Source organism: Nonomuraea sp. NPDC050691 (assembly GCF_040654455.1).
In the GTDB taxonomy this organism is placed as follows: Bacteria; Actinomycetota; Actinomycetes; order Streptosporangiales; family Streptosporangiaceae; genus Nonomuraea.
Genome location: NZ_JBFAIA010000036.1, coordinates 39,344 through 53,701, shown reverse-complemented (window position 1 = coordinate 53,701; position 14,358 = coordinate 39,344). Strand labels below are relative to the sequence as shown.

At 73.2% G+C, this 14,358-nt stretch carries 15 protein-coding genes; 7 read left to right on the top strand and 8 right to left on the bottom strand.

The annotated features are described in order from the left end of the window. From AB0H81_RS16710 to AB0H81_RS16700, 3 genes are all read left to right on the top strand, one after another. A partial coding sequence (locus AB0H81_RS16710; RefSeq protein WP_358375115.1) for an amidase occupies window positions 1–923 on the top strand: 923 nt, incomplete at its 5' end. A 40-nt stretch (window positions 924–963) separates the two neighbouring features. Continuing rightward, a complete protein-coding gene (locus AB0H81_RS16705; RefSeq protein WP_358375112.1) occupies window positions 964–1,254 on the top strand; it encodes a hypothetical protein in 291 nt (96 codons plus the stop codon). A gap of 5 nt (window positions 1,255–1,259) precedes the next feature. Beyond that, window positions 1,260–1,622, top strand: coding sequence for a DUF5130 family protein (locus AB0H81_RS16700; RefSeq protein WP_358375109.1), 363 nt, complete (start codon window positions 1,260–1,262; stop codon window positions 1,620–1,622). An 86-nt stretch (window positions 1,623–1,708) separates the two neighbouring features. On the opposite strand, the gene AB0H81_RS16695 is transcribed toward AB0H81_RS16700, so the two are convergent. From AB0H81_RS16695 to pepN, 3 genes are all read right to left on the bottom strand, one after another. Further along, entirely contained in the window at window positions 1,709–2,674 is a 966-nt protein-coding gene (locus AB0H81_RS16695; protein ID WP_358375106.1) for a hypothetical protein, read from the bottom strand. Between the two features lie 77 nt (window positions 2,675–2,751). Next, window positions 2,752–4,035 carry a protein kinase gene (locus AB0H81_RS16690; protein WP_358375103.1) on the bottom strand — a complete coding sequence of 428 codons (1,284 nt, stop codon included), beginning with the start codon at window positions 4,033–4,035 and terminating at the stop codon, window positions 2,752–2,754. Between the two features lie 159 nt (window positions 4,036–4,194). Next, window positions 4,195–6,765, bottom strand: coding sequence for an aminopeptidase N (gene pepN, locus AB0H81_RS16685; protein WP_358375100.1), 2,571 nt, complete (start codon window positions 6,763–6,765; stop codon window positions 4,195–4,197). Between the two features lie 87 nt (window positions 6,766–6,852). On the opposite strand from pepN, the gene AB0H81_RS16680 reads away from it, so the two are divergent. Both AB0H81_RS16680 and AB0H81_RS16675 read left to right on the top strand, forming a co-directional pair. Next, complete coding sequence (locus AB0H81_RS16680; protein WP_358375098.1) at window positions 6,853–7,473, top strand: disulfide bond formation protein DsbA; 621 nt, start codon at window positions 6,853–6,855, stop codon at window positions 7,471–7,473. A 136-nt stretch (window positions 7,474–7,609) separates the two neighbouring features. Next, window positions 7,610–9,013, top strand: a complete 1,404-nt coding sequence (locus tag AB0H81_RS16675; protein ID WP_358375096.1) for an aldehyde dehydrogenase family protein — start codon at window positions 7,610–7,612, stop codon at window positions 9,011–9,013. A gap of 65 nt (window positions 9,014–9,078) precedes the next feature. On the opposite strand, the gene AB0H81_RS16670 is transcribed toward AB0H81_RS16675, so the two are convergent. Next, complete coding sequence (locus AB0H81_RS16670; RefSeq protein ID WP_358375093.1) at window positions 9,079–9,807, bottom strand: SDR family oxidoreductase; 729 nt, start codon at window positions 9,805–9,807, stop codon at window positions 9,079–9,081. Between the two features lie 9 nt (window positions 9,808–9,816). Further along, window positions 9,817–10,302 (bottom strand): peptide deformylase, encoded by a 486-nt coding sequence (def, locus tag AB0H81_RS16665; RefSeq protein WP_358375090.1) that lies wholly within the window; start codon window positions 10,300–10,302, stop codon window positions 9,817–9,819. Between the two features lie 105 nt (window positions 10,303–10,407). On the opposite strand from def, the gene AB0H81_RS16660 reads away from it, so the two are divergent. Continuing rightward, a complete protein-coding gene (locus tag AB0H81_RS16660) occupies window positions 10,408–10,875 on the top strand; it encodes a ribose-5-phosphate isomerase (RefSeq protein ID WP_175602172.1) in 468 nt (155 codons plus the stop codon). A gap of 35 nt (window positions 10,876–10,910) precedes the next feature. Here AB0H81_RS16660 and AB0H81_RS16655 read toward each other — a convergent pair whose 3' ends face one another. Both AB0H81_RS16655 and AB0H81_RS16650 read right to left on the bottom strand, forming a co-directional pair. Further along, window positions 10,911–11,057 (bottom strand): hypothetical protein, encoded by a 147-nt coding sequence (locus AB0H81_RS16655; protein ID WP_358375087.1) that lies wholly within the window; start codon window positions 11,055–11,057, stop codon window positions 10,911–10,913. A 15-nt stretch (window positions 11,058–11,072) separates the two neighbouring features. Then, window positions 11,073–12,305: a GNAT family N-acetyltransferase gene (locus AB0H81_RS16650; RefSeq protein ID WP_358375084.1), complete on the bottom strand. Its 1,233-nt coding sequence runs from the start codon at window positions 12,303–12,305 to the stop codon at window positions 11,073–11,075. Window positions 12,306–12,423: 118 nt separating this feature from the next. Here AB0H81_RS16650 and AB0H81_RS16645 point away from each other — a divergent pair, with 118 nt between their 5' ends. Beyond that, complete coding sequence (locus AB0H81_RS16645; protein ID WP_358375081.1) at window positions 12,424–13,536, top strand: PP2C family protein-serine/threonine phosphatase; 1,113 nt, start codon at window positions 12,424–12,426, stop codon at window positions 13,534–13,536. A 201-nt stretch (window positions 13,537–13,737) separates the two neighbouring features. On the opposite strand, the gene AB0H81_RS16640 is transcribed toward AB0H81_RS16645, so the two are convergent. Then, window positions 13,738–14,343, bottom strand: a complete 606-nt coding sequence (locus AB0H81_RS16640; protein ID WP_358375078.1) for a response regulator transcription factor — start codon at window positions 14,341–14,343, stop codon at window positions 13,738–13,740. Between the last annotated feature and the right edge of the window lie 15 nt (window positions 14,344–14,358).

Genomic DNA, 14,358 nt, shown 5'->3' with positions numbered 1-14,358 from the left:
GCCTCGCACCCGCCGCGCAGGGCAGCGACGGCGCCGGCTCCATCCGCATCCCCGCCTCCGTCTGCGGCCTGTACGGCATCAAGCCGACGCGCGGGCGCATCAGCTTCGCGCCGATCATCCCGGACCTCGCGGGCCTGTCCACGAACGGGCCCATCGCGAGGACCGTCGCCGACGCCGCCGCGCTGCTCGACGTCATGGCCCACAACACGCCCGGCGACCACTACCTCCCGCCGCCGCACGAGGGCACGTTCCTGGAGGCCGCCCGCAGGGAGTCCGGCCGCCTGCGCATCGCCCGCCACGCCGACCCCGTCGTGCCCGGCGCCGTCGTGGAGCCCGAGGTGCTCGCCGCGTACGAGGAGGCCGGCGCCACGCTCGCGGCTTTGGGCCACGAGGTCGTCGACATCGTGCCGCCGTACGGGGCCGACCTGGTGCCGCACTTCGTCACCCTGTGGTGCTCCTTCGCCTGCATGCACCCGGTCGCCGACGAGCAGACCGCACTGCTGCGCCCGCTGACCGCCTGGCTGCGCGAGCGCGGCTTCGCCACCCCCGCGCCCGCCTTCCTGCAGGCGCAGGCGACGCTCCAGCTCGCCACCCGAGCGGCCCTGGCCGCCACGGCCGGCTACGACGCGATCCTCACGCCGACGGTCACGCAGCCGCCCCGGCCGGTGGGCTGGTTCGAGGACGTGGACGGGCCCGAGGAGACGTTCGAGCGGATGACCCGGTTCGCGGCGTTCCCGGCCATCTACAACGTCAGCGGGCAGCCGGCGGTCAACCTGCCGCTGCACTGGACGGACGCCGGGCTGCCGATCGGCGTCATGCTGGCCGGCCGCGTCGGCGGCGAGGACACCCTGATCTCCCTGTCGGCCCAGGTCGAGGCCGCGCGCGGCGGCTTCTGGGGAGAGCGCCGCCCGGCCGTCTGGTAGGGGTCTGGCCGGAGCCGGGAAGCCGGTCTACGTTCGTGGTGTGAACAGCGCGCTGGGAAGCATGGGCGCACTCCTCGGGGTGTCGCTGGGGCTGTTCGTCCTGATCAGCCTGATCGTGATGGCGGCGGGACGCGGCGCGCCGCGCAGGGAGGAGCCCGGGCCCGTGTGGCTCGGCGGCCCAGGGCGCGGCGAGCACGGCGTGAGCACCTCCGGCCTGGTGCTCGCCGACCGGACGCCCGCCTGGGCGCCCGGCACCGAGGCCGACTGGGTGGCGGCGGCCGAGACCGCCGAGCCGGGCAGGCGCACCGGCGGCGCCTCGGCGGGGTGGTGACGGCGATGCGCGGGCTCAGCACGGCCCAGGCCGACGACCTCAGGAAGGCCCTGCGCGCCGCCGAGCGGCGCAGCGGACTGCGCTTCGGCCTCTTCCTCGGCCCGCCCGCGGGCGGCCGGCGGCACTTCGCCGAGCGCCTCCACGCCGCTCTCGCCGACGAGGCCCCCGACGCGGTCGTCGTCCTCGTGGACGTCACCGGGCGGGCGCTGGAGATCGTCACGGGTGAACGCGCCCGGCGGCGGCTGCCCGACGGCGCCTGCCGGCTGACCGCCATGTCGATGGCCACCGCCTTCGGCGCGGGCGACCTGGTGGGCGGCCTGCTGTACGGCATCGCCGCGCTGGGGGAGCAGGCCGCGGTCCGCAGCTAGCGGCAGGTCCAGCGGTACGTCCTCAGAGGGCGTCCAGGAGCCGCCGGCCTCTCCGGTCTCCCAGACGGCTCCCTCAGGCGGCTCTCTCAGGCGGCGTCCGGGGGCAGCCGGTCGAGCAGGCCGACGACGTGCTCGCTCACCCCGGCCAGCAGCGTCGAGGGCTCGATGGGCGCCTCGGCCACGGCCGCGAACAGCGAGGGCAGCCCCGGCAGGGGGAACCCGTCGTCCTTCGAGGCGGCCGCGCCGATCGCGTTCTTGTCCAGGGCCGCGCGACTGCGCTCCCAGGCCTCCAGAACCTCCTCGGGCGACGGCACGCCGAACCCGTGGCCGACCGGGGCCGCGTGACGCAGCCGTACCAGCGGGGTGTCGGCGAACGCCAGCGCGGTGCGGGCCCGCACGGACAGGCCGGCGCGCGGCTCCGGCGGGATCCAGTGCATCGCCGTGCACGGGTTGCGGCAGGTGGCGACGCACACGGCCAGCGCGCCGGCCACCTGGCTGTGCTGCCGGTCGAAGTACGCGCGCCAGCCCTCGGCGGGCTCGACCGAGACCCGCAGGGTCCGGTTGGTGCCCGACTGCTCGGACTTGGTGTGGTCGCAGTCGCGGTCGCCGATCACACCGAACCGGCTGCCCGGGGCGCTCAGCCCGTCCGGCCAGCGCGCCGGGTCGCCCGCGTGGCCGAGGTGCGGCTCGAAGGCCAGCAGCGGGAGGTACTCGCTGGCGATGTGCACGGCGGCGATCATCGGGCTGAGCTCGCGGCGCTGCCAGCGCACGGCGATGACCTCCAGCAGCAGCCCGTACGCGGGGCGCAGCGACTCCAGCGCGCCCCGCGGCTGCTCGCGCGGGGTCTGCGGCATGTGGCAGGCCCGCGCCCGCCGCCTCAGCTCCGCCGGGACCGATCTGGCCTCGGCCGCGAAGTCCTCGGCGTCGAGGGAGAGCAGCCGGTGCCCGAACTCGCACACGTCCGCCACCTCCGCCGACGGGGCGAGCGCCCCGAGGTCGGCGAACGCGTGACGGCGGGCCAGGGTGACAAGCAGGTCGTGCGCGGACTTCACCCGATCACCCTCTCACGGGCCGGCCCGTAGCCCGGCAAAGCGGACGTCACCGTCCCGGACGTCTTCCCGTCGCGCCCTCAGGGACAGGGGGAGCGGACGCACTGGATCTCGCCCGGCTCGCGGGTCTGCGTCGGATCCGGGCTCGGCTCCTGCGGATCGGGCGTCGTCGGCTCCTGACTGGGCTCCGGCTCGCGCGTCGTGGGCGTCGCCGAGGGCGGCGTCGTGCTGGGGCTCGCCGTGGGCGTGGCCGCCGTCGGCGAGACCGTGGGCGTGACGGCCGAGTGCGTGCCGCTCGGCCGCGGGCCGGCGCTCGCCTTGACCGGGGGCGCAGAGTGCCGCCGGGTCGCGGGCGGCTCGGCGGCGCTCGTCGTACGGCTCTGCGTGGTGGGCGCCGGCAGGACCGCGCCCGGGTCGGCGGCGCTCTCCTGACGCGTCAAGACGGACCCGGCGACGGCCACGGTGACCGTGACGGCCGCGGCCACCGACGCCAGCGCGCTCAGCAGCCCGCGCCGGCGCCGCGACGAGGGCCGCGAGGACGGCTCGGCCAGCGCGCGGCGCGCCGCCGCGGCCAGCTCGGCGGCCGACCGCCAGCGCATGTCGGGCGCCTTCTCCAGCGCCCGCTGCACCACCTGCCGGGGCCCCGCGGGCACCTCCGGCGGCAGCGCGGGGACGGGCGCGTGGAGGTGCTTGTAGATGATCTGCACGGGCGTGTCGCCCTCGTACGGCAGGCGCCCGGTCAGGCACTCGTACGCCACCACGCCCAGCGCGTAGACGTCGACCGAGGGCGTGACCTCGCTCGCGGTGGCCAGCTCGGGGGCGCAGTAGCCGGCCGAGCAGAGCATCGCGCCGGTGGCGGTGAGCTGCCCGGCCGAGACGGAGTGGGCGATGCCGAAGTCGGTCAGCGCGACCCGCCCGTCGGGCCTGACCATGAGGTTGGCCGGCTTCACGTCGCGGTGGACGATGCCCTGCTCGTGGGCCGCGGCGAGGGCGTCGGCCACCTCGGCGACCAGCCGCATGGTCTCGGCCGGTGACAGCGCCCTCGCGCGCAGCATCCGGTCGAGCGACTCGCCCTCGACGAACTCCATCACCAGGAAGCTGACCCGCCGCCCGTCGACCTCGCACGTGCCGTAGTCGTAGACGTCGACCACGCCCGGATGCCGCAGCGTGGCCATGGCGCGGGCCTCGTTCTGGAACCGGCGGGCGAACGCCGGGTTCTCGGCCAGCGCGGGCATCATCACCTTGACGGCGACGGTGCGGCCGAGAACCGTGTCGGCGGCACGCCAGACCTCGCCCATGCCGCCACCGCCGACGCGGTCGGCCAGCACGTAGCGGTCGTTGAGCGTGGTCCCGGAGCCGAGCACGCCATCGAGGCTAACACCGGCAGGCCCATGACCTGGCCGGAATCCGCGACGGACAGCCCCGCCCCCAGGGGAAAGCCGAGGGCCCCGGCGCGAGACGCGCCGGGGCCTCGGACGGCCGGGAACACCACTACCTGGATGCGGCGGGGTCCGCGTCGAACGCTACGACGCCGTGTCCACGTCCTTGGCGCGGTTGCGCAGGGCGCGGCTGACGCCGTCGGCGCCCTCCAGGATCAGGCGGCGCAGCGCCTGCGGCGGCTGGTGCTCGGCGAGGTAGCGCTCGGCCGCCTCCACCGTCTCCGGCTCGATGAGCAGCGCCGGGAAGCACCCCACCGCGAACGTCGACGCCTGGTCGAAGGTCCACTCCTTGTAGATCCGCCCGACCTCGGCGAAGTACTTGTCGCGGTACGGCGCCAGCAGCTCGACGTGGTTCGCGTCCTGGAAGCCGTTGATCGTGGTGCGGGCGATGTGGTTGGCCAGCTTGCCCTCCACGATCCGCTCCCACGCGGCCGCCTTCGCCTCGGCCGTCGGCACGGCGGCCCGGCACATCGCCGCCGAGCGCTCGCCGGTGGCCGTCGGGTCGCGGCGCAGCTCGGCCTCGATGTCGGCCTCGCCCAGCACGCCGCCCGACACCAGCGCGTGGACGAGGGTCCAGCGCAGGTCGGTGTCGACGGTCACCCCCTCGGGCACCGCCGAGCCGTCCAGGATGCCCCCGAGCATGGCGAGGTCGCCCTCGGAGGTGGCCACCGGCGCGAACGCCTGCAGGAACGCGAGCTGCTGGTCCGAGCCCGGCTCGGCGCCCTCCAGCAGCGACCGCAGCTCGGTGGCGAGCACGGCCAGGCCCTTCGCCCGCCAGGCGGGGTCGGCGTACTGCTGCACGGCGAGGCGCGCCTGCCGCAGCACGGCCTGCAGGACCGTGATGTCCTTGACCGTGCCCACGCCCGACACCACGAGCCGCACGTAGTCGCGGGTGGACATCTCACCGTCGCGCGTCATGTCCCAGGCCGCCGACCAGCACAGCGCGCGCGGCAGCGACTCGGTGAAGCGGGCGATGCCGCCGTCGACCAGCGTGCGCAGCGACCGCTCGTCCAGGCGGATCTTGGCGTACGTCAGGTCGTCGTCGTTGATGAGCACCAGGTCGGGCTGCTCCTCGCCGACCAGGTCCGGGACGGCCGTGCGCGCGCCCACGACGTCGAGCTCGACCCGCTTGACCCGGGTGAGCGCGTCGCCGTCCAGCTTGTACAGGCCGATCGCGACGCGGTGGGAGCGCAGCGTCGGGTAGTCGGCCGGGGCCTCCTGGAGCACCTCGAAGCTCTCGTACCGGCCGTCCTCGGTCAGCGTGAAGGAGGGGCGCAGGGTGTTGACCCACGCCGTCTCCAGCCACTCCTTCGACCAGGACGACAGGTCACGGCCGGAGGTCCGCTCCAGGGCGTTGAGCAGGTCCTTCAGCTCGGTGTTGCCCCAGGCGTGCTCGTTGAAGTAGTCGCGCACGCCGGCCAGGAAGTTGTCCAGCCCCACGTAGGCGACGAGCTGCTTGAGCACCGAGGCGCCCTTGGCGTACGTGATGCCGTCGAAGTTGACCTCGACCGCCTGCATGTCGGGGATGTCGGCGGAGATGGGGTGCGTGGAGGGGAGCTGGTCCTGGCGGTAGGCCCAGGACTTCTCCACGTTGGCGAACGTGGTCCACGCGCCCTTGCCCCAGCGCGTGGCCTCGGCCTGCGCGAGCACCGACATGTACGTGGCGAACGACTCGTTCAGCCACAGGTCGTCCCACCAGCGCATGGTGACGAGGTCGCCGAACCACATGTGCGCCATCTCGTGCAGGATCGTCTCGGCGCGCCGCTCGACCACCGCGTCGGTGACGCGGGAACGGAAGACGTAGTCCTCCAGGAAGGTGACGCATCCGGCGTTCTCCATCGCGCCGGCGTTGAACTCCGGCACGAAGAGCTGGTCGTACTTGCCGAACGGGTAGCGGACGCCGAACACCTTGTGGAAGAAGTCGAAGCCCTGCCGGGTGACCTCCAGGATGTTGTCGGCGTCGAGGTGCTCGGCGAGCGAGGCGCGGCAGTAGACGCCGAGCGGGATGCCGTCGTGCTCGGAGGTCACCTTGTGGTACGGCCCGGCCACGAGCGCGGTGATGTACGTGGACATGACCGGCGTGGGCGGGAACTCCCACCGCTTGGCGGCCTGCACGTGGCCGTGCCTGCCGTGCTCCTCCGCCAGGTCCTCCACGGTGGAGGCGGCGGCGTTGGAGACGACCTCCCAGTCGGCCGGGGCCAGCACGGTGAGCTGGAAGGTGGCCTTGAGGTCGGGCTGGTCGAAGCACGCGTACATGCGGTGCGCGTCGGCCGTCTCGAACTGGCTGTGCAGGTAGACCTTCTGGTCGACCGGGTCGACGAAGCGGTGCAGGCCCTCGCCGGTGCGCATGTAGGCGCAGTCGGCGTCGACGCGCAGCTCGTTGGAGGCGGCCAGGGAGGGCAGCGGGAAGCGGCCCTTCTCGGCGTCGTAGGTGGATACGTCGAGGTCCTCGCCGTTGAGGGTGACGCGGCGTACCCGGGCGCCGTGCAGGTCGATGAAGGTGGACGCGCCAGGTTGCGTGCCGGCGAAACGGACGGTGGTGATGCTCTCGAACCGCTCGTCGCCCTCGGTCAGGTCGAGGGCGACCTCGTATGACTCGACATTCAGCAGCCGGGCGCGCTCGCGAGCCTCGTCCCGAGTCAGGTTGCCTGCCAAGTTGTGCTCCTTTTCACCACTCCGTCGGGGTCGTCGGTACCCAGTCGCACTGGAATAGGCACCGACTCACCCAGGTTATGGCCCCACATGACTACCAGGACTCCTGTCGATCTGTGGTTCGATCCTTCCTGTCCGTTCGCCTGGGCCACGTCGCGCTGGCTGATCGAGGTCGAGCACGTCCGCTCGATCGAGCCGCGCTGGCGCCTCATGAGCCTGAAGCTGCTCAATCAGGACAAGGACGTCCCCCAGGACTACAAGGACCGCACCGTCCGCGCCATGGGCCTGGTCCGCGTGATCGCCGCCGCCCAGGAGAAGTACGGCGACCACGTCACCGGCACGCTCTACACCGAGATGGGCACTCGGCTGCACAACCAGGGCCGCTCCAAGCAGCCCGACTCCTACCGTGAGATCGCCGAGGAGTCCCTGGTGGCCGCCGGTCTCGACGCGGAGCTCGTCTCCGCGATGGACTCCGAGGAGCACGACGAGGCCATCGCCGTCTCGCACGACGAGGGCCTCACCCTGGTCGGCGACGACGTCGGCACCCCGATCATCCGCGTCGGCGCCAACGCCTTCTTCGGCCCCGTCATCACCCGCGTCCCGCGCGGCGAGGAGGCGGGCCGGCTGTGGGACGGCGTGCTCCTGGTGACCGCGTTCGAGGACTTCTTCGAGCTCAAGCGCACCCGTACGCGCTCGCCCCGCTTCGACTGAGTCCCGCCCGACGGCATCCCCGCGTGGTGCCTGGGGCAGGGTTCTTACCTCCCGGGCACAACCCTGTACGCCTTTGACGAACCCCTGTCATGCGCGCGGCCTCGCAAAGTCGGGGCCGGCGCGCGAACATGGGGTCATGCGCAAGCTCTACATCGGCGGTGACTGGACCGCGTCGGTCTCGGGCGAGGCGATCGAGGTCGTCAACCCGGCCACGGAAGAGATCATCGACCGGGTGCCCGCGGGCGCGCCCGCCGACGTGGAGGCCGCGGTCCTGGCGGCACGCGGAGCCTTCCCCGCGTGGTCGGCCGCCGCGCCCGAGGACCGCGCCAAGCTCCTCGCCGCCGCGGCCGAGCTGCTCGAACGGCGCTCCGCGGACATCGCCCAGGCCATCGCGACCGACATGGGCGCCCCGCTGCGCTTCGCGCTCAAGGTGCAGACGCTGATGCCCGCCGGCGTGCTCGCCTCCTACGCCCGGATGGCCGCGAGCCACCCGCGCGAGTCGCGCGTCGGCAACTCCCTGGTGCTCAGGGAACCGGTCGGGGTCGTGGCCGCGATCACCCCGTGGAACTACCCGCTGCACCAGATCGTCTGCAAGGTCGCCCCGGCGCTCGCGGCGGGCTGCACGGTCGTGCTCAAGCCGAGCGAGGTGGCGCCGCTGGCCGCGTACGCGCTGGCCGAGATCTTCGACGAGGTCGGGCTGCCGCCCGGGGTGTTCAACCTGGTCAGCGGGCGCGGTCCGGTCGTGGGCGAGGCCATGGCGGCGCACCCCGAGGTGGACATGGTGTCGTTCACCGGCTCGACCGCCGCGGGCCGCAGGGTCGCCGCCCTCGCGGCGGAGGGCGTCAAGCGCGTCGCGCTGGAACTGGGCGGCAAGTCGGCCAACATCATCCTGCCCGACGCCGACCTGCCCAAGGCCGTCACCGCGGGCGTCGCCCACTGCTTCGTCAACTCCGGCCAGACCTGCACCGCCTGGACCCGCATGATCGTCCACCGCGACCAGTACGACGAGGCGGTCGGCCTGGCCGTCGAGGCGGCCCGTACGTACACGGTCGGCGACCCCTTCGACGACGCCACGCGCCTCGGCCCGCTCGTCTCGGCCGCCCAGCGCGACCGCGTCATCCGCTACATCAACCGCGGCCAGGAGGAGGGCGCCCGGCTCGTCACGGGCGGCACCGACCGGCCGCTGCCCCGCGGCTACTACGTCGAGCCGACCGTCTTCGCCGGGGTCGAGCCGGGCATGGCCATCGAGCAGGAGGAGATCTTCGGCCCGGTGCTGTCGGTCATCCCGTACACCACCGAGGACCAGGCCGTCCGCATCGCCGACGGCACCCCCTACGGCCTGTCGGGGGCGGTGTGGGCGGGCACGGAGGAGCGCGCCGTCGCCGTCGCCCGCCGCCTGCGCACGGGCCAGGTCACGATCAACGGCGGCCGCTTCAACCCCGGTGCCCCCTTCGGCGGCTACAAGCAGTCCGGCCTCGGCCGCGAGCTGGGCGAGGCCGGGCTCGAGGAGTACTTCGAACTCAAGAGCCTCCAGCTCTGACCCGTGCGTGAAAGGTGGAGGCGCCCGTGGTGGGGGTGCCGTGGTGGGTGCCCGTGGGGTGACCGTCAGAGCATCAGGCCGCCGGTGGCCAGGAGGTTCTGGCCGGTGATCCAGCCGCCGTCCGGCCCGGCCAGGAACGCGACCACCGAGGCGATGTCCTGCGGCCGGCCCAGCCGTCCCAGCGCCGTGAACGCCGTCGCCCGGGACAGCGCCTCCGGCGGGTTGCTCGCGCGGAGCAGGTCGGTGTCGGTGGCGCCGGGCGAGACGGTGTTGGCGGTGATCCCGCGCGGGCCCAGCTCGCGCGCGGCCACCTTGGCGAACTGCTCGACCGCCGCCTTGCTGGCCGCGTAGAGGCCGACGCCGGGGGCGGCCATCGCGGTGTTGAGGGTGGAGATGTTGATGATCCGGCCGCCGTCGCGCATGACCCGGGCGGCCCACCGGACGGCCAGGAACGTGGCGCGGGTGTTGACGGCGAACACCCGCTCGTACGTCTCGTCCGTCACCTCCGCGAGGAGTCCCTGACCGGTCCCGGCCGCGTTGTTGACGACGATGTCCACGCCGGGCAGCAGCTTCTCGGCCTCGGCGAACAGCCTCTCCAGGTCGGCGCCGCTGCCCTGGTCGGCCCGTACGGCGTGCGCCCCCGTCTCCTCGGCGACCCGGGCCGCCGCCTCCACGTTGCTGTGGTAGATGAAGACCACCTCGGCGCCGTCGGCGCGCAGCCGCTCGACGATCGCCCTGCCGATGCCACGGGAACCACCCGTGACCAGTGCGCCCTTACCGGAAAGCAGGCTCATGCCGCCAATCTATGCCTTCGACATGATCTTGCGTGCCTCGTTCTTCGGCAGCCGGTCGACGTACAGCCTGCCGTCGAGGTGGTCGGTCTCGTGCTGGAAGCAGCGGGCCAGCGAACCCCGGGCCTTGACCTTCAGCGGGCGGCCGAGCCGGTCGAGACCCTCGACCGTGACCCCGGCGGCCCGGGGGACCGGCGCGTAGATGGGCTTGCCGCTCTGCCGGTCGGGCACCGACAGGCAGCCCTCCTGGTCGAGGATCTCCTCGGCGTCGTCCACGGTCAGCACCGGGTTGATCACGTGCCCCTTGCGCCCGCTGATGTCGTAGACGAACAACCGCCGCGACACGCCGATCTGGGGGCCGGCCAGGCCGACGCCGTCCACCGCGTACATCGCCTGGAACATCTCGTCGATCAGGCGGCGCAGCTCCTTGTCGAAGCCCTCGACGGTCTCGGCGGGCGTACGCAGGACCGGGTCGCCGATCGCGCGGATCTCACGCATGGATGCTCAACTTCCGTAAGGGGCGGTCATGGTTGGCAGTCCTTACTGTAGCGAGTGGCCGCGCCGCCCACATCTCCTCGCGGTGGCCTGTGGAAGACTGTTCGCGTGCGTGTCTACATCGGTGCCGACCATGCCGGCTATGAGCTCAAGAACCATCTCGTGTCGTGGCTGAAGGACCATGGTCACGAGGTGACCGACTGCGGTCCCTTCGTCTACGACGCCGAGGACGACTATCCGGCGTTCTGCCTGCGGGCGGCCGAGGGCGTCGCGGGCGACCCGGCGAGCCTCGGCGTGGTGATCGGCGGATCGGGCAACGGTGAGCAGATCGCCGCCAACAAGGTGCGCGGCATCCGCGCGGCGCTCGCGTGGAGCGAGGAGACGGCCAGGCTCGCCCGCGAGCACAACGACGCCAACGTGGTCAGCGTCGGCGCCCGCATGCACTCCACCGAGGAGGCGACCAGGTTCGTCGAGGTCTTCCTGGCCACGCCGTTCTCCGGCGCCGAGCGGCACAGCCGCCGCATCGCCCAGGTCGAGAGCTACGAGACGATCGGCCAGCTCCCCTCGCTGCCGTAGCGCTCATCCGGCGGTCCGGGCGCAGCCCCCGACGGCTACGTCCGGCGCCGGGGCTCGCGCCTCGGCATCTCGTCACGCAGGGGCCGCCGGTCGGCGGTCTCCTGCTGCTCCTTCGACGGCCGCGACACGTCGCGGGCGCGCATCGCGGTGACCGCCGTGATCTGCAAGCTCTGCAGTGCCATGCCGTCGAGCCTACGTCAGAAGGTCAGCCCCGCCCACGGCCTAGGGCTCCAGGACATGGCCGTGGCCAGCTCCCGCACCGCGCCGGGCGTGCGCTCCTTCAGCAGCCCGGCGTCGAGCTGCGCCATGAGCAGCCCGTCGCCCAGGTACGCCGAGCCCAGCGCCGCGACCGGCAGCGACACGTCCGGCTCCTCCTCGACCGGCTTGCACTCCGCGCCGGCCGGGTCGGCGGTGAGCCGCCAGCGGCGCGCGTTCCAGGGGCACACCTCGTCCTCGACCTCGACGACGAGGTCGACCGGCGCAGCGTAGGAGCGCGCCGACAGCGCCTTGTCCACCTCGACCACGCGTACCCACAGCTCGTCGCTCCAGCGGGCGCGGAGCTGACGCGCGTTGGCGAGCAGCGCGACGATCGGGTCGTCCACCGGACGGCCCTCGGTCTCGACGCGGGTGACCAGGTCGCGGTCGAGCACGCCCCGCCACAGCAGCGCGTACGCGGCCGGGTCGGCGGCGAACAGCTCCCGCAGCAGCAGCTCGCCGTCGGGCACCCCGTCCTCGTCCCACGACGGCTTCAGCCGGAACAGCGCGTACCCGCGCACGCCCCCGTCGTCCTCGGCCACGATCGCGCGCAGCGGCCCGGAGCCGCGCTGGTCGGCGTCGGTGTCGGCCAGCACGTTGTCCCAGGTCTGCTTCCTGCGCGCGTACAACCCGGGGCGCCGGGTCACGACGGTGGCGAAAACCCGCTCGAAGTCGGCGCGGCGCGCCTCCGGCGTCACCACCCGCATCCGGAGCGACGGGTCGTACGGCGCCCCCGGGACGAAGGCCGTGTCGTGGGTGCGGATGCGGAACCTCAGCTCGCTCGCGGCCCTGCCGTACCCGTACCGGCCGTAGATCGCGGCCTCGGAGGCGTAAAGAGCGGCGACGCTCTCCCCGCGCTCGCGCACGTCGGCGAGCTGGCGGCGCATCAGCGAGGACAGGATCCCGCGCCGGCGATGGGAGGGCAGCACGCTCACGGCGGTGACGCCGGCGACAGGGAGCTGCCGGCCGCCCGGGACCGTCATGGCGAGGCTGAAGACGGCGGTGATGCCGGCGATGGCGTCGCCGTCGAAGGCGGCCAGTGTCCGGTCGAACTCCGTCTCGGCCCGGAACCGCTCCTGCTGCGGAGGGGCGGGCCTCCAGCCGAACGCCTCCTCCAGCACCGCGGCGGCCTTGGCCCACTCGGCTTCGCCGATCGGACGGATGGGGTAGGTCATCTTTCCACGGTAGGAGCGGCCGGAGGGGACGGCCACCCAATATCCGCTGGCTGATGATCAAGGCGTTGGTCAAGTGGGCTGCCCAAACCGGGGTCAGACCGATACAGTCACACGCATCATGAGTTCCCGACCGGCGCCGCTGATCCCGCCACGGCTCCGCGCGCTCCTGGTGCGGGTGCCGCTTCTGGTGCCTGCCGTCCGGTTCGTTCGCCGAAGCCTGTCCCGTGACCGCAACCTGCTGGTCACGCTCATCATGCTGACGCTCCTCGTCGGCCTGCTGGCGGCGCGCGTGTCCACCGAGTGGTTCTCACCGTCGCTGCTCATCCTCATCACCCTCGTCGGCGGTCTCCAGCTGCGGCTGGCGAGCCTGGCCAAGCTGCTGGGCGCCGTCGCGGTCGCCCTCGGCTACATCGCCCTCACCCTGGGCGTGGGCCGCATCGGGCTCGGGCTCATGGTGACGATCGGGTTCACGACCGTTCTGGCCGTTCTCATGGCGCGCACCCGCGGCAAGCTCGGCGTGCAGGGGCTGCGCGGCGACGCGATGCTGCTGGAGCTGCGCGACCGGCTGCGCGGCCAGGGCGAGCTGCCGCCCCTGCCCAAGGACTGGGGCGCCCGGGTGGTGCTCAAGCAGGCGGGCGGCTCCTCCTTCGGGGGCGACTTCCTCGTCTCCAAGCGCGACGGCGACCAGGTCGACATCGCCCTGGTCGACGTCTCCGGCAAGGGCGTCGACGCGGGCACCAGAGCGCTGCTGCTGTCCGGAACGTTCGGCGGCCTGCTCGGCTCGGCCGACGACTTCCTGCCCGCCTGCAACGCCTACCTGCACCGGCAGCGTGGCGACGAGGGCTTCGTGACCGCCGTCCACGTACGCCTCGACCTCGCCACGGGCGACTACACGATCACCTCGGCCGGGCACCCGCCCGTGGTGAAGTTCGACGCGGGCACCGGCAACTGGCAGGTCGCCTCGGCCAAGGGCGTGGTCCTCGGCGTGGTGCCCGACCTGCACTGCGAACCCGACAGCGGCACGCTGCGCAAGGGCGACGCCCTGATGTTCTTCACCGACGGGCTGATCGAGCAGCCCGGGCGCGACATCGACGCGGGCCTGGACAAGCTGCTCGGCGAGGCGGAGCGGCTGCTCACCTCCGGCTTCCACGACGGAGCGCGGGCGCTGGTCAACGCCATGGCCTCCGGTCACAACGACGACTGCGCGCTGGTGCTCATCTGGCGGCCGTGACCGCCGCGACCCCGGCTCCGCGACCGCCCGACCATGACGAACCACATGGGTGAATGGTGAACGCCGTCACTGGCCGCCGGATCTCCGTCCTGAGATCGTCGTACTGCTTGCCCATGAGCCCGGACCCCGGGGGAGCGGCGCGGCTTCTTCCGGGGTCCGGCTTCCCCTCCCGAGGATGGCTCCAGGGGGACGGGCGCCGGGTCAGAGCCAGCCGGAGTCGCTGGCGATGCGGATGGCGTCGACGCGGTTGCGGGCCCCGGTCTTGCAGATGACCCGCGACAGGTGGTTGCGGACGGTTCCGACCGACAGGCAGAGCTGATCGGCGATCTCCGCCGAGGGGGCTCCGCCGGCCGCGGCGCGCAGCACGTCCAGCTCGCGCCGGGTCAGCGGGTTGGCCGCCGACTGCAGCGCGGCGGCGGCCAGTTCGGAGTCGACCGCCCGCCGGCCCGCCGCGACCTGCCGCAGCCCGTCGGCCAGCCGCTCGGGCGCCACGTCCAGGCTCATGAACCCGAGCGCGTGCGCGGCGAACGCCCGGCGCACCTGCCCGGGACTGGGCTGGGCGGACAGCACCAGCGCCCGGCAGCCGGGGGCCTTGTCGTGCAGCGCCGCCACCACTGGGAGGCCGCCCGCGCCGGGCAGGTCCAGGTCGACGACCGCCGTGTCGGCCCCGGACGCCAGCGCCGCCGGCACCACGTCCTCGGCGCCGCAGACCTCGGCCACGACCCGCATCCCGGGCTCGGCGCCGAGGGCGGCGACCAGGCCTCGCCGTACCAGAGGCAGATGCTCGGCGACCAGGATCCGGATCAAGGCGCTCCCTTCGTC

Bases quoted from the DNA above. Each gene is read 5' to 3' on its own strand.
- AB0H81_RS16645 (WP_358375081.1), top strand. From the start codon at position 12,424: ATGAGTTCCCGACCGGCGCCGCTGATCCCGCCACGGCTCCGCGCGCTC.
- AB0H81_RS16680 (WP_358375098.1), top strand. From the start codon at position 6,853: ATGACTACCAGGACTCCTGTCGATCTGTGGTTCGATCCTTCCTGTCCG.
- AB0H81_RS16700 (WP_358375109.1), top strand. From the start codon at position 1,260: ATGCGCGGGCTCAGCACGGCCCAGGCCGACGACCTCAGGAAGGCCCTG.
- AB0H81_RS16675 (WP_358375096.1), top strand. From the start codon at position 7,610: ATGCGCAAGCTCTACATCGGCGGTGACTGGACCGCGTCGGTCTCGGGC.
- AB0H81_RS16655 (WP_358375087.1), bottom strand. From the start codon at position 11,057: ATGGCACTGCAGAGCTTGCAGATCACGGCGGTCACCGCGATGCGCGCC.
- AB0H81_RS16670 (WP_358375093.1), bottom strand. From the start codon at position 9,807: ATGAGCCTGCTTTCCGGTAAGGGCGCACTGGTCACGGGTGGTTCCCGT.
- def (WP_358375090.1), bottom strand. From the start codon at position 10,302: ATGCGTGAGATCCGCGCGATCGGCGACCCGGTCCTGCGTACGCCCGCC.
- AB0H81_RS16650 (WP_358375084.1), bottom strand. From the start codon at position 12,305: ATGACCTACCCCATCCGTCCGATCGGCGAAGCCGAGTGGGCCAAGGCC.